This is a genomic window from Tengunoibacter tsumagoiensis, from assembly GCF_003967535.1.
Lineage (GTDB): Bacteria > Chloroflexota > Ktedonobacteria > Ktedonobacterales > Ktedonobacteraceae > Tengunoibacter > Tengunoibacter tsumagoiensis.
The window spans coordinates 797,458-811,206 of sequence record NZ_BIFR01000002.1 but is presented as its reverse complement, the minus strand read 5'-3'; the positions used below and the strand labels follow the sequence as shown (position 1 = coordinate 811,206).

Genomic DNA, 13,749 nt, shown 5'->3' with positions numbered 1-13,749 from the left:
TCACCCTCCTTGTATCGCTTTTTATTAAAAATAAAAATGAGTCTAGTAAGAGAACTGGCATTGTTAATACCAAGACCAATACGCATATATTTTTTCTTCCTCACAAATGTTCGCTTTGTACTTCTCTTCTCTCAAATGAGCATTGGACTTTTTGCTTAAAGAGCTCGAGTCCTTGCACCAATCTTTGTGTGAATATGTTTTGCGTTTCTTTGATAAGAGGATGCAAATGATCAGCCGCACCTTCATTGATCAATGGAGTACATGGATGAATACACTCGCGCATATATATCTCGCTTAGGGCAGGGACATAGATATCCAGACTACAATCCGCCTGGTGCGCAATAGGGTGTTCAATCGCAATGCTTTCATTATTGACACGATATGTCTGGCAACTAGAATCAACAAAAATATTTACTACAGGAATATTCATAAGATATTCTGCTGCGTGTATTAAAAATGTATCTGGTCCAATAGCACCACATGATTGATGTAAATAAGTCAAAGTGTAAGCAAGGTCGCTATCAATACATATTTCATAATAGAGGCCATTCTTTTGCAACGCGAGTGTGCTAGACTTATCATATTCAGTGTCTTTTTCTTCTTTTCCTGTTTTTATAAGAAATATGGATATTTTTCTCTCTATACAAAAATCAGAAAGTATTTCTATAATAAAGGAAAACAAAGTTGGGATGACATGTTTAGAAGGTTGGGAGCCTTTATCGATAATACAAATGTATCCATTTTTGGTGCTATGGCTTTTGCTTTCATGTATATAACGCTGACTTCGCTTGCGGTCCTCTTGATAAGAGCGAATATACTGTTTCATTTTTTCAGATACAGTGAATGCAGTATTATTTGCATTCGTAAACATTTTTGCACCAAATATGGCTGAAATATTCCGCTGGGCAGCTTTATTGCAATTATTTGAATTAAAAATATTATTTAACTTGAAATCTTTATTGATAATAAAAGTCAACCTACGATATATAGTTTTATTTTTTGTTGATATTCTTTTTATATTATATGTATTCAAGAGAATGACTATACCACCGGTTGTAGGCCTGTCCTCAGTCAGTTGAAGATTTATTTCCTCTTGCTTCGCTGCTTGTTCTTCCAGTGCTAATGATGAAAGAAAAGCGACATTATTCTCCTTCCCTTTGGCATAAAGACAGATGTTTTCATAATCTTTCACTATGTGCTGAAGGAGTGAGGCTAATTTTTCATACACAACCAATTTGAGTATGCTCTTAGAACCCACTACATTTAGGGTCTCCGCAAAATCCAATATCGCTGGAAGTAGTAACAAAACATCTCCCATACCAATGGAATTCATGGCCAAAACGACAGGTTTATGCGCCTGTATTCTTGTGAATGCATCGACCTGGTGTTTCGTCCGCTGGAGAAGAGGCTGACCTCTTTCCATAGTTGCCAGTTCTAGGTCAAGCTGAGCTCTTTTTTGCATGTCCTCACGGATAGATAACTGTGCACTCTCAGTAAGAAAATCACGTAAAAGATCAGCGTCATTGCCAAACCAGGATGGCTTAGATGTTACAACTTCCGAGAGTAAATATCTGATAAGAAGAGCCTTGTCCTTCTCATCCTGGTTAGAAATATTTTTATAACTACTCACAAATTTTTCAGCTATTCGTAGGCAAGAACGTTCATCGCGACATTCCTTGATCTCTTGAAAACAATCATCGATGAGAGTTATACTACTATCGCTCCTACATATATTTTCCAGTAACGCCTGATGCAACTTCTCTATAAACATGGCTTAGCTCCTATTTCTAGCAAAGAATGTCAGTATCAGTGTGGTTCTCATTAGGAGTTGCTGACCAGACTAAAGGAAACGCATCACCTCGCACAAGCTCACCTGTTGGGACTGTCACTTCATACGCCTGGGCATAATCTAATCCTGATACTGCGACGCGTCGCAGGTGGGCAGGGAAATAATGCTGGATATAGCCAAGGCGAGGGTAATCCGACCTGTTCTGATAACTGCCATGAATGGTCAAACAATGATGAAACGAGACATCTCCAGGCTCTAAAACAAGCGGCTGCTTCACAATGAGGGGGCGAAGTGCTTCATGGACGCTACGTTTCAGAAATCGCTCGCTATCTGGGCCAATATTATTCAGTGCATGTGAAGGCATTAATCCCCATTTATGGCTGCCTGGTACGACATACAGGCATCCACTTTCTTCGTTGCTCTTGCTCAGTGCTATCCAGCCAGTTACGATATCAGCCGGAGCAACATGCTGAAGCAGATAGTAGTCCTGATGCCAGGGGACTGCCCCTCCCTCCAGCTTTTCTTTATATATCAGCGTATCATGCCATAATCTCACTTCTGGCGTATCATCCATCAATGCTGACGCAATGCTGCCCATGTAAGGGTGCTTGATAAATTGAGACAAAACAGGATGAGCTCTATATAACTGTTGAATATTGGTAAGCACCGTTCCATCAGGCCGTTGGATTTCCGAACGATGGCGAATGCCCGTATGCTGTCCATTAAAGATAGAAAAAATGGCCTCTTTGATCTGGTTAATCAGCTCCAAATCAAACAGATTATGTATTACAAGATAGCCATTGTCAGCAAAAAATTGGCGTTGTTCTAAAGTAAGCACTGGCATTATGCCTCTGTCCTTTCTGAAACACGAAAATAGTGCTGTATCTCAGCAAGAGCCTGAGTGTTGTTCTGAAAACAGATAGTTGACATTCCGATAGATTTAAGCAGACGTGTATATAGGAGTGTGTCATCAAGATACAGTATTTCGCTGGGAACAACCTGGAGACGTTCAGCCGCTTTTCGATAGAGACTTCGAGCGGGCTTGGCTATCCCTTCCTCTGCGGAAATAAGAATATCATCGACCATTTCTGCAAGACCCAATCTCCCCGCTATAAAAGTACGCGCATCGGAAAATGCATTACTAAGAATGCCCACTTTGCATAATTTTCTCAGTTCCTGAATATATGCGAGGAGTTCATCATTGCGCTGGTGAGCCGCTAGATAGAGTTCTTGCACATCCTTCCAGTGCGTAGCGCATCCATAGAGTTGGACGGAAACATCTTTCCAGATCAATTCAGCAGAGACATCGCCGATAGTGGCACTCTGGAAATAGTGAGAATTGAGCAGTGTCATGCCCAGTTTGTCGATTGTCCCTTTTTGCCAGCCGCCTTGTTCCTCAAGTCTATGCTGGACGGAGCTTTCTGCGGTCTGTACAAGTACTCCAAAGCAATCAAGTAACAATGCGCGAATGGGCATGCTCTACACCTTTTCGACTGAATGAACAAATCTTTTTACGTTTTATAGAGACTTACGAAGAAGATCAATACTACTAGCGTTTATTTCAATTTTACTACTTCTAGGCCGCTTTTCAACGACTGCCAGGCCGAGACGATCCTCTTCAGGCACTCCACCTTCAGCAGCCCACAGTCGTGTCACATTGTAACCAGCATCCTCGATTCGTGCGAGAGCTCGATCAACTGTGCCGAATTTCAGAATGGCATCATGGATCAGAATTAAACCACCAGCACACACGAGTTGAATGGCTAGTTGAAATTCTTCCCAGACATATTCTTCAGAGTGAATAGAGTCGAGAAGAATAGCATCATACACTTCTCCGGCATCCAGAGCAGCCTTTAAGCCTTCTAATGAGCGGGTTTGGCGTGTCTCAATACAGGATTGCATTGGTTCAGGTAAAGCGGCCCATAAATCCCAGCGTTCAAAATAGCGCTCAGTGCGCGGATGCGGATCAATGGTTACAACTCGCGCCTGAGGACGATGCGCAACAGCAGATGCAAGACATGCCGCTGATACGCCACGCGCCGTCCCCGTTTCCAATACACGTACACATCCATTGGCCCGAATGAGATAATGCAAACAGGCAAAAATAGGCATAGTGTAAGGATCGCGAATTGAGGCAGCCTGTGAATCAGCAGAGCCATAAAATGACCAGGCCATCGAAGACATCCCATAGCGTCCAATCCAACCGCGCAGAGCAACAACAAAGTCTTTATATCCATTACCTTCGCCCACACCCACCAGAGGATCGGGAATCCGGGCAAAATGACCACGCCACTCGGCACTTTCGGACGCTCCGCTTCCTGCAAAATTCAATACCTTTACAGTCTCTCCCTGCCAGCTTGCACGCAGTCGACCGGCACGATCTCCAACTTTGACAGCGGCGTCAGAGAAAAAAGCGTTACATGTCGGAGATAACACAACACTTTTTCCCATATGCGAAAGAGCCTGCGCAAAGGGCTCTGATGTGCTCCAATAAGAGACAGATTGGTCATCATGTTGAGAGCTTTGCTCCCGTATCAAAAGATCAAGAGCCTGAAGAGCCTGTTGATTACCAGCAAAGACCATATGATCCAGAATACCCTTTTCCTGGTCCTTGACTTGCTTCCCTGCAGCTATTGCCTCTGGCGCACACACATCAAGCAGCGCGAAAAGCGGCTTGATGTTGTCAAGCACAAGCGTATCAGCTCCTAAACAAAGAAATTGCTCCGCATCAATAACATGAGCAACACTATATAAAACGGAATGGTATGCGACAGGGTCGTTACTAATAACATTACATTGTATTGGTATTACTTTATATTTCTGTAGAACATGCTCAGCACTGGGGCTCCTGTCAAAACAAAAAACGACAATAGGATACTCTTGACAACCACTATGAGCAACAATTGATCCTAACAAATCGTCTGTTGCTGATTCATAACCTGGAATCATATAAGTCGCAATACACCTATGCAAGCGAGGCGTATCTCCTAAAAATGGTATTTCTATCATTCCAGAACAATCAATAACTCTCTTTGGCATGCTCACATCCCTTTGCAGTCCAGCACATGGAGCACTGCAGTAAATTGTTTCCAACATCGATCAAAGGACAATCCAATTTCTTCTTAGTGGGCTTTCTGTAGCACGTGTTTATTCAAAATTGCTAAAAGAGAACCTATTGATTGGAAATGATCACCAGTCAGATCTTCATCATCAAATGCAATCTGAAAGTGATCTTCAAGTGCTACTACTAGTTCCAGAGTACTTAAAGAATCGAAACCTAACGCAACGAGAGTGGTATCAAGATCGAAATATCTTTCAACACCGTAATCGCGCAACATAATTGTAAGTTGTTCTATATCCATAATCCCTCCAAATTTCTAGGTGCTTTATACACTTCGCTGAGTGTGTTTGGGTCTCTTGCTTTCGATAAAAAAATCATACCGTCTGACATGTAGTCACGAGGTTCACACCTAGTTAACTCCATTGAAGAATGGAGTTAACACTTTGAGCTTGACCCACTTTTGGGGAGTAGGAGAAGAGAAATCTGTTATACTTCAACCGGGAGGGTTCAATGGGTAAATCAGGTGGAGAATGCCTTGAAGATGGCTCCAGCTCATCGCCAACCAGCAGCGGGACTGATCCATCATTCCCATCAAGGCAGGAGTACACCAGCCAAACGTATCGTGATGTCCTTCAAGAGCATCAGATACAGATAATTATGAGCAGAAAAGGGGATTTCTACAGTAATGTGATGATTAAAAGCTTTTGGGGGACAGTCGAACAGGAAGGTATTGAAGAACGAGTCTTTTCAATGTACAAAGAAGCGAAGGATTTTATTTTTGAGACATTCTCCTAGCCTGACTCCCACGTTTAGGCTCTCCCCGAAAGTGGGTCAACATCACCTTCTCCCTTTCCACAAAAACGGGGCAAGATCAGAGGATATCCACCATCGTAGGCAGGAATACCAACGTAAAGTGCTTCGCGTTGGTATTCCCGCCGTCATCTTGTCACTCCTCAGAATAACAGAGTATCGAGGGTTCAAAACACCTTTCTTAACAAGATTCCACTACGGAGGCTGCGTTGTAAACATCGTTGTTGCTTGATGTGTTGGACGACCAATGACCCGGGCTTTCGTAATCGATGGTCGAATCATAGACATTGTATATTTTTAACGTGTACGGACTGTAATTAATATAAGATCCAAGTCCATCGGTAGGAAAGTAGTTCAGCAACACAAGTGCGCTACTACTATCACATCGATAGGAGGATGACTGAACCTCAGCCCCAGTATACCCTGTGTCATACCACAAGCAGAACCAACCACTCCGGCAGTTACTCGGTCCTGAAGCGACGGAATAGGCCTTCGTCGTAAAGGTCACGATGGTTTTACCATTGTCCAGAGAAACAGCGTTCCAGGCAGTCTGTTTGCTACCGGGCACCTGCTGGAGCAGGGTGGCTACCTGTTGTTGTATACCTGAATGAGCGGTCTGGTTTACAGGAATTGTTGCTGCATGGGCCTGATCGGTGCCGAAGACGCCCGCAGAGAACACAAGGACGAGAAGCATACTTGCGCCAAAACTACAGAGACGTTGAATCACTTTCATGCGATATTCCTTTCTTGCATGAGTTTTTCTGGCATTTTGTTCGGTTTTTCTTGAGAAGGATAGAATAGTCGCCTTTTCTCTCATACTAAGCAAGAGGCCCAGAATAACTGTGTGACGAAGGTCAGGGTTGTATATCCTTGATGGGTGGGCGGATGCAGAGGAACTCTGCGTGGTCAGAAGCGCGTCCTCAAACAACGGTTTTCCGGAGCACTCCGATCGTTGTCTCTAACCGCCAGCCCACTCCGGATAGGGTTGTGGGTTGTAGCTTCTCGATTGCCCTGGAGGTTGACTCCCCACAAACAGAACATGCGACTGTGTGGCAGGGAGAACGAGTAGTGGAGGGGGGAGCAGGCGAGCGGCTCCAAAGACCAGCAGGCTCATCATGAGAGTGACCCCTAACCATAGCAAACGTCGAAACATTGAACCTTTTCCTTTCTCAAACATCTTCCTTCTTTGTAAAGAGGTGTGTGTTTCAAATGTACCCGAGGCTATGTCCAAGAGAGCTGTACAGCCATCTTCAGACACTGAGAAGTCGGGCTGCCACTCTATTAGATCATATGTTCAAAGTATACGGACGCAATAACCTTGTGACAAGGGTCACTTTGGGGTATGCGGATGGGGTCACTTTGCAGCCCTGGTTCTCTGCGAGAGTATCTGCACCTCGATCCTACCTCTGCAGTTCCTCTGCATCGCCAGATCTATCTCTGGATGTTGGGGCATTCTCGATGGACAACTACAGCCTGGGCAGCGCTTACCATCGACGAAAACGCTGGCCAGCAAGCTCGGCCCAGTTCTGGTTCGAGGAATAGCTGTAACACAGGATAAGTTCCACCCCACCATGCACATTACTCTCATATGCAGTCGCGGCAACGGTTTGTCCCTGACAAGCACTAGCCGCATGTGCAGGACGGAGGTAAAGCTTATGGCAACAAGGCTGACAAGCAACGCACAGACAAGAAGAACACTTATTCGTTTCATGAACACGCTCCTTTTTGTACAGGTATTTTTCGATGTGTATATGTAAAAATTATATATTTTCATATACTAGAAAAAGAACATCATATACGCCAAATGCTATATCATTTATGACACTTTTGATAAGCAACCAGGTTCTACTTGATTTTAAATAAATTTTCTACTTTATGAGCCTTTGAAGCCCTACTCGTGTCATAAGAGATCTCTCTTTCTTGTTATTCAAACTGGAATGCAGTTCTCAGTGTGTATTGGAACACTTTTTGCCAGTGAGCCGTGTCTATGACAGATGTATTGTAGCAAGAGAAGAGGAAGGAATCATGAGTCAATCACTCCGGCGAAATCGGAACCTTGCCGATTTCAGTTATCCATCTACAGACATGACTACCCTTGTAGCAAAAGCCCTTGAAGTAACAACACTGCTGACTGAGCAGTTTGGAGAAGCGCCCTTTTCCAAAAAAGACCCGATGAGTATGCTGGTTGATATTCTTCTTTCACATCGCACACGCGACGAACAGACGGCAGCAGGTTACGCCAACCTTCTCAAGCGCTTTGGATCCTGGGAAGGGGTACGAGATGCACCCACCAAAGAGGTAGAAGAAACAATTGCCAATGTCAGTTTTCCCGAAGTCAAAGCACCTCGCATTCAAGCGATTATGCGCCAGATTACTGAGGAACGAGGGAGCCTCAATCTTGACTTCCTCTGTTCGCTGCCCACGGAAGATGCAGTTGCCTGGCTCAATCGTTTTTCAGGCATTGGGCCCAAAACCATTGGATGTGTTCTCCTGTTCAGTTGTAAAATGCCTCTCCTTCCTGTTGATGTGCATGTCCACCGCACCTCGATCCGCATCGGCCTGATTGGCAAAAAAGTCACTGCAGATAATGCGCATGCGCTATTGCAAGCCCTCTTGCCTGATGATGCAAGGACCATCTACAATTTCCATAAAGGATTGCTCCGGCTCGGTCAACGTATCTGCGTCTATGATCATCCCCGCTGTAGCCAGTGCAAGCTTACTGCACTATGCGACTACTATAAAACGGTGGTGAACCCAGGCTAAGAAGCAATAGCTCATCTAAAAAGAGAGGGACTTTTCTGCTTCACTGTCGCGGTGAAGTTTAAAGAAAAACGGTTGCTCCATCCCTTTGTAATCCATCACGCCCAGGAGTGTATTATCATCAATGCAGCGAAATGTGTCGTAAATAGGAAGATCATCATAGATCATTGATGCGCTAACTTTCCCACGATACTCGACCATACGCACACGCGCTTTTGCCTTTCGTGTCTGTAAAAGCAAACGTCCTATCAGGAGAAGCCGACGCACCAGTTTCTTGCGAAGAAATCGCCACTTGAGTCCAATCGAGAGAGGCAGGCGCCTGGGATCAAGTACAAAGATCTGACCCCGGTCATCAGAAAATAACAATGGGTGCACATGATCAGGGTCAATAAACTCTTTGCCATACCACCCAAAGGTCTTCAATAGCCCATCCAGCGCGTGCCCCGTCGAGATCTCGCTCCCGCGCCACCGACCGATCAAGAAGTCAATCTCAACACATGGCAGGGTATCACACAACTCAAGAGCCTCTTGTAAACTCATATGATCCTGATACGCTCGCGCCTTCAGCACGTCTGTTGGCTTCATATCTGACATACATCTCTTGCTTTCTGCATGCTTGTCGATGAGACTAAAGGGAGATTCCGCCTATCTAGTTTGCTGGCTCTTGTGAAGTCTCGCGCAGCGTTGTCAGATGGCGAATGTCGGGCCAGATTCCGGCAACCACCAGCACAACAAGCAATGTCCCGATTCCACCTGCCACAACAGCAACAACTGGACCCAGAAATTGTGCCGCAAGTCCTGATTCAAAACCACCAAGCTGATTAGAGGTACCAATAAAAAGCGAGTTGACCGCACTTACTCTTCCACGCATCTCATCGGGTGTGCGCACAAGTGCGAGTGTGGAACGAATCACGACGCTAATACTATCAAAGGCTCCAATAAACATGAGGGAGAGAAATGATAACCAGAACCAGTGGGAGAGCCCAAAGACGATGGTTGCCAGTCCAAAACCCACTACGGCCATCAGCAGCGTTGGACCGGCTCGTTTGAAGGGAGGACGACGCGCCAGGAAAAGCGCCATCACAATACCTCCAACGGAATCGGCAGCTTGAAGCCAGCCCAGTCCAATCGGCCCTGCATGAAGAATGCTTGTCGCATAGATGGGCAACAGAGCCACAGCACCTCCAAACAGAACTGCAAAGAGATCAAGGGTGATAGCAGCAAGCATCACCTTTGTCTGTCCCAGGAACTGTATACCACTAATAAGCGAACTGAGCTTTCTGCCTTCGCCCGTGGGACTTTTTTGTGGCCGAACATGAATAAAAAGCAATAATGAGGCAAATATTAGAAAAAAGAAGCTGCTTAAGAGATAAACAGGAGTCGCCCCCTGAAAGAGTCCAATCAGAAAACCACCTGCCGCCGGTCCAATCACCGCTGCGAGCTGTATCATGCTACTACGCCACCTCATCGCATTTTCATAGACCTGCTCTGGTATAACCTGTGAAACCAGGGCAGAGTTCGCTGGTTGACTGAAGCTTTGTGCCCCTCCAATCGCCGCCAGACAGCCGTAGATTGCTGGTAGCGGACCATGCATAGAGGCAATTAGCGCCAGACAGAGTGAGGCGACCATCGTGACAAGCTGGGCAACCATGACGATGTATTTACGATTGACACGGTCTGCAATATATCCCGCTGGCAGAAAAAAGAGAATCAGGGGAATAACCTGTGCTAATCCAACACCACCCAGCACCAGCGCCGAATTGGTCTGAATATACAATTGCCAACCAATCGCAACGGCAAGCATCTGCTGGCCAAATATTGCCAGACCACTACCGCTTAACAATAGACGAAAATCGATAAAGTGTAATGCATTCTGGCTGAGATATGGCTCGGCCACCGCTAAAGCTGGGGCAACAACCTCTGGCTGATCTTTAGAGAATTGCTCATCATCGGTCATGGGTTCCATTGGTTTTCCTTGATCTAGAAATAGTTTTTTGCGTATCTTCATCCATTTACGGCTAAAATAGTCAGAGCCCAGCCGCTCTCCTCCAAAAATTGCTGTTGAGCTCTGGCAATCTGTTCCTTCCCCATAGGGGTGGTCAAAACAGCCTGAACTTGCTTGCTTGTAGGAAAGAGGGAGACTTTCGAGACTGCGCCCTGATAGGCTGCTACGATGTGCCTGGCAAGGTCGTCCAGGGCTCCTTGATGCACCTGTGGATGAATGACAACCTTCCAACCTGTCACAAGCTCCAATTGCCGTATCTTCTCAGCATAACGCTGAACCGCCACTTCTGGAAAGTGGAAGCGAACCAGAATGGTCCTGGCAGTATGATCCACGCCAACCTTATAGCAATGCGGTAGCGAGCCAAGCGTTACCTGAGCCAGATTGAGTACTCCGGTCTGGTTCATCATGTTCGTGCGTGCTCCACTTGTGGGAGCAGGCTCAGGGACCACGGAGGGGGTGATTGGAAGAGGCGGGGACTCAACAACCAGTTCGGCGCTTAGCGTCCAACCCGTTCGCTGCTCAAACCACGCCTGCGCTTGCTTCAATAGATCGTCTTTCTGCTCTCTTAGCTCAGATGGCACAATGGCGCGAACCATCATCTGCTGATACTCAAAGTAGAATGAAGGGGCCCCACGCACCTCAAAACCGACCTCGTTCAACGCTAAACGAGCCATTGTGCTCAATGCCCCCTGATGCGCATTGGGTGAGATACTGATCTCAACCCCCGCCTCTTCAGCTGCCTGATTGAGCGCGTCTCCATATTCTTGCTCGGCAATGGCGGGGAAATGGAAGCTGAGGACAACATCTCCGGTCTCTGGATTCACACTGCGCCGATACAGTTGCGGAGGCGAGCCAATCGCTCGCTCTATCGTTAATAAGATCTCATGCTGGTTGGGAAGTTCGCGCTTCTCAGGGATCTGCAATGCTTCCTTCCAATCAGGAGAAAGCGCGTAGAGTGCCAGGCCTTCGTTATCCATCACTGAATAGCGCTGGATGAAGAGCTGAGGATGATTATCAATCAATTTGGCAATCGCCAGTCGCTCGGGGAGCGATTGACCCGCAAGCCCAGCCAGAGCACAGAGATCTCCCAGCGTATAGGTTGCGTCCTCTTCACAGGCTCGCGCCAGACTATATGCAGAGATATCACGGAGCACACGTCTACCTGCTTTAATCAGCTCCATTAACGCCTGAGGTGGAGTCTGACCGGAATAGGCTTCTGTATCCTCAAAGGGGCCCAGAACCTCTACAATATAGGACAGAGGAAAACGCGTTCGCTCCAGACGGATGCCACGCGGCAACGTCACACGTAGCCAGCCCCCCGATTCAACGGAGCGGCACAACACCGGTTTGGAGCTCTCACGAGTAATATGCAACAGCAGCACTTTGCCAACCAGATCTTGTAAGACATCGCCCGGATCTTCAAGCGCTTGACCACGAACGCGGAATGCCTCGTCCAGAGCATGCTGACGCACAAAGTAGCGCTGATCCCAATCTTCTTGCAGCACCTGGAGGACGGTCTTCAGCTGTTCCTCGCCTGGGTCCATTCCATACCAGACCTGAGCAAGTTCACGAGCAGTGACCATCCGCATATCTGGCTGGGTACGAATCACTTCCCAGAGCGTCTCGAGCTCGTCAATGGTAAAAGGAATCTCTGGATGCAGGCCAATGGGGAGCGCTGGAATCACACTGACAGGTTGAGGCGCAACTCGCGCCTTCACAGCACCACGAGCCCGGACCTCAATCAGCTCGCCATTTGCGGGCAGGATAATACTGGTATTTGTCAATAATGTCCGCAAGGCTGCTCGCGATTCATCGTCTCCATGGACCAGGGCCACCTGTTTCGGTTGCATCGAGCTGGCATATGCAGCTAATTCGCTTCCATCGGCATGGGCTGACAGGCTATATTTAGCAACCTGGCAGTTCACGGTCACGGTAACCCCGCCAACTTCCAGGGTCGAAGCTTTCTTCTCTGCCAGATCAAGCAAGCGCCTACCAGGAGCCTCTTCATCTTGATAGCCCGTAATAAAGATTGATGCCTCTGGACGGCCAGCGATGCGGGCAGCATACCAGGCGCTTGGGCCGCCAGTAAGCATCCCACTGCTGGTGACAATACAGGCGGGCGGGCCAGCAATAATACGCTCACGATCGCGTTCATCACGCACAAAATTGATCTCACCGCCAGTAAAAGGGGCATACCCATTGCGGATCTGACGCTGCAATTGTGGTGGTAATGCCTCTGGCAACAGCATGTAGGTCGAGCAGACGCGACGCACCAGACCATCGACATAGATGGGAAAAGGCGGCACCTGACCCTTCTCCTGAGCCGCTCGAAGAATTAAAATAATCTCTTGACCACGTCCCAGGCCAAAGGAAGGAATCAGTACAGGGCCACCACGTGCCAGCCCTTCTACCACCGCCTGAGCCAGACGCAGTTCTTCCGCCTGACGATTGGGATGCAAACGAGCCCCATAGGTCGATTCTAATACCAGCAGATCTGGTCGCTTCACTGGAGGCGCGACCGCACCCAGAACCGTCCGCTGAGGGGTAATGCTAATATCTCCTGACACTACAATTGATTCATTGTCGGCCTCAAAACCCAGACTGACTGCGCCTGCAATATGCCCGGCGCGGCTTGCATGGATCTTTACCCCCGGCAATTCGCCAATGTGAAAATCTTCACCAACCGGAAGTGTTCGTACACGCATCAGCATGGCACTAATCAGGTGTTCAGGATAGAGGGGAAGCTCCATCTCCTCCACTGCGCGTCGAGCCATAATCTTGACGGCATCTGCCAGCATCACTTCCATGAGCAAGGAGGTGGCTCGTGAGGTAAAGATGGGGGCCAGTGGAAAGGCCTGATGAAGTAAAGGGAGGGCTCCAATATGGTCGGCATGAGCATGGGTAACAAAAATGGCTTGAACTGCTTTATCTTGTAATAAAGCAAGATCTGGAAGAGGATCACTTTTCCGATCAACACGTACCCCCCCATCAACAACAATCCACCGCTGAGCAATCTCAATCGCGACACAGCTTGCGCCCACCCCCTGGGCACCACCAACAAAAAGAACCTGCATGCTCTCCTACTGCCTTTCTACCGCTATGACCTTCTACTTTATCATATGCATCGTGAGGAAGGCAAGAGCTCCCAGGGCATACACCCTCCCATCCTACCTGGCGTTTCGATAGTCAGGCAGAGTGCGCTCTGTAAATACTATAAACGGAATAAAGGCTCATTCTGACTTTTTTTGCATGGCACCAGCGCTCTGGTGCCATGCTTTTTCTCTCTCCAGGACAAGAGACCATTGAGAAAGAAAACTTGCCCTG

The 13,749-nt window shown here is 47.3% G+C and carries 13 protein-coding genes; 3 read left to right on the top strand and 10 right to left on the bottom strand.

The annotated features are described in order from the left end of the window. Nucleotides 1–100: 100 nt before the first annotated feature. The 5 genes from EL628_RS23620 to EL628_RS30880 all read right to left on the bottom strand — a co-directional run bounded on the left by EL628_RS23620 (nt 101) and on the right by EL628_RS30880 (nt 5,151). Nucleotides 101–1,771: a hypothetical protein gene (locus tag EL628_RS23620; RefSeq protein WP_126582472.1), complete on the bottom strand. Its 1,671-nt coding sequence runs from the start codon at nt 1,769–1,771 to the stop codon at nt 101–103. Nucleotides 1,772–1,787: 16 nt separating this feature from the next. Continuing rightward, nucleotides 1,788–2,633, bottom strand: a complete 846-nt coding sequence (locus tag EL628_RS23615; protein ID WP_126582471.1) for a phytanoyl-CoA dioxygenase family protein — start codon at nt 2,631–2,633, stop codon at nt 1,788–1,790. Next, on the bottom strand, nt 2,633–3,265 hold the full coding sequence (locus EL628_RS23610; RefSeq protein WP_126582470.1) for an HAD family hydrolase: 633 nt from the start codon (nt 3,263–3,265) through the stop codon (nt 2,633–2,635). Before EL628_RS23610 ends, EL628_RS23615 begins: the two co-directional genes overlap by 1 nt. A 42-nt stretch (nt 3,266–3,307) precedes the next feature. Next, a complete protein-coding gene (locus EL628_RS23605; protein WP_161975713.1) occupies nt 3,308–4,480 on the bottom strand; it encodes an O-methyltransferase in 1,173 nt (390 codons plus the stop codon). Between the two features lie 431 nt (nt 4,481–4,911). Next, complete coding sequence (locus EL628_RS30880) at nt 4,912–5,151, bottom strand: acyl carrier protein (RefSeq protein WP_126582468.1); 240 nt, start codon at nt 5,149–5,151, stop codon at nt 4,912–4,914. 209 nt (nt 5,152–5,360) lie between these two features. On the opposite strand from EL628_RS30880, the gene EL628_RS23595 reads away from it, so the two are divergent. Then, nucleotides 5,361–5,645, top strand: a complete 285-nt coding sequence (locus EL628_RS23595; RefSeq protein WP_126582467.1) for a hypothetical protein — start codon at nt 5,361–5,363, stop codon at nt 5,643–5,645. A gap of 196 nt (nt 5,646–5,841) precedes the next feature. On the opposite strand, the gene EL628_RS23590 is transcribed toward EL628_RS23595, so the two are convergent. Both EL628_RS23590 and EL628_RS23585 read right to left on the bottom strand, forming a co-directional pair. Next, nucleotides 5,842–6,393 carry a peptidase inhibitor family I36 protein gene (locus EL628_RS23590; protein WP_161975712.1) on the bottom strand — a complete coding sequence of 184 codons (552 nt, stop codon included), beginning with the start codon at nt 6,391–6,393 and terminating at the stop codon, nt 5,842–5,844. 225 nt (nt 6,394–6,618) lie between these two features. Beyond that, on the bottom strand, nt 6,619–6,813 hold the full coding sequence (locus EL628_RS23585) for a hypothetical protein (protein ID WP_126582465.1): 195 nt from the start codon (nt 6,811–6,813) through the stop codon (nt 6,619–6,621). A 189-nt stretch (nt 6,814–7,002) separates the two neighbouring features. Here EL628_RS23585 and EL628_RS23580 point away from each other — a divergent pair, with 189 nt between their 5' ends. Next, on the top strand, nt 7,003–7,218 hold the full coding sequence (locus tag EL628_RS23580) for a hypothetical protein (RefSeq protein WP_126582464.1): 216 nt from the start codon (nt 7,003–7,005) through the stop codon (nt 7,216–7,218). Between the two features lie 467 nt (nt 7,219–7,685). Next, entirely contained in the window at nt 7,686–8,423 is a 738-nt protein-coding gene (locus EL628_RS23575) for an endonuclease III domain-containing protein (RefSeq protein ID WP_126582463.1), read from the top strand. Nucleotides 8,424–8,438: 15 nt separating this feature from the next. Here EL628_RS23575 and EL628_RS23570 read toward each other — a convergent pair whose 3' ends face one another. The 3 genes from EL628_RS23570 to EL628_RS23560 all read right to left on the bottom strand — a co-directional run bounded on the left by EL628_RS23570 (nt 8,439) and on the right by EL628_RS23560 (nt 13,499). Continuing rightward, entirely contained in the window at nt 8,439–9,005 is a 567-nt protein-coding gene (locus tag EL628_RS23570) for a DUF4334 domain-containing protein (RefSeq protein WP_371859703.1), read from the bottom strand. A gap of 64 nt (nt 9,006–9,069) precedes the next feature. After that, entirely contained in the window at nt 9,070–10,386 is a 1,317-nt protein-coding gene (locus EL628_RS23565) for an MFS transporter (protein ID WP_126582461.1), read from the bottom strand. Nucleotides 10,387–10,424: 38 nt separating this feature from the next. After that, nucleotides 10,425–13,499, bottom strand: a complete 3,075-nt coding sequence (locus EL628_RS23560; protein ID WP_126582460.1) for an MBL fold metallo-hydrolase — start codon at nt 13,497–13,499, stop codon at nt 10,425–10,427. Between the last annotated feature and the right edge of the window lie 250 nt (nt 13,500–13,749).

Excerpts from the sequence above, each read along its gene's own strand:
- EL628_RS23620 (WP_126582472.1), bottom strand. The coding sequence starts at position 1,771 with ATGTTTATAGAGAAGTTGCATCAGGCGTTACTGGAAAATATATGTAGG.
- EL628_RS23615 (WP_126582471.1), bottom strand. The coding sequence starts at position 2,633 with ATGCCAGTGCTTACTTTAGAACAACGCCAATTTTTTGCTGACAATGGC.
- EL628_RS23610 (WP_126582470.1), bottom strand. The coding sequence starts at position 3,265 with ATGCCCATTCGCGCATTGTTACTTGATTGCTTTGGAGTACTTGTACAG.
- EL628_RS30880 (WP_126582468.1), bottom strand. The coding sequence starts at position 5,151 with ATGGATATAGAACAACTTACAATTATGTTGCGCGATTACGGTGTTGAA.
- EL628_RS23595 (WP_126582467.1), top strand. The coding sequence starts at position 5,361 with ATGGGTAAATCAGGTGGAGAATGCCTTGAAGATGGCTCCAGCTCATCG.
- EL628_RS23590 (WP_161975712.1), bottom strand. The coding sequence starts at position 6,393 with ATGAAAGTGATTCAACGTCTCTGTAGTTTTGGCGCAAGTATGCTTCTC.
- EL628_RS23585 (WP_126582465.1), bottom strand. The coding sequence starts at position 6,813 with ATGTTTCGACGTTTGCTATGGTTAGGGGTCACTCTCATGATGAGCCTG.
- EL628_RS23580 (WP_126582464.1), top strand. The coding sequence starts at position 7,003 with ATGCGGATGGGGTCACTTTGCAGCCCTGGTTCTCTGCGAGAGTATCTG.
- EL628_RS23575 (WP_126582463.1), top strand. The coding sequence starts at position 7,686 with ATGAGTCAATCACTCCGGCGAAATCGGAACCTTGCCGATTTCAGTTAT.
- EL628_RS23570 (WP_371859703.1), bottom strand. The coding sequence starts at position 9,005 with ATGAAGCCAACAGACGTGCTGAAGGCGCGAGCGTATCAGGATCATATG.
- EL628_RS23565 (WP_126582461.1), bottom strand. The coding sequence starts at position 10,386 with ATGGAACCCATGACCGATGATGAGCAATTCTCTAAAGATCAGCCAGAG.
- EL628_RS23560 (WP_126582460.1), bottom strand. The coding sequence starts at position 13,499 with ATGCAGGTTCTTTTTGTTGGTGGTGCCCAGGGGGTGGGCGCAAGCTGT.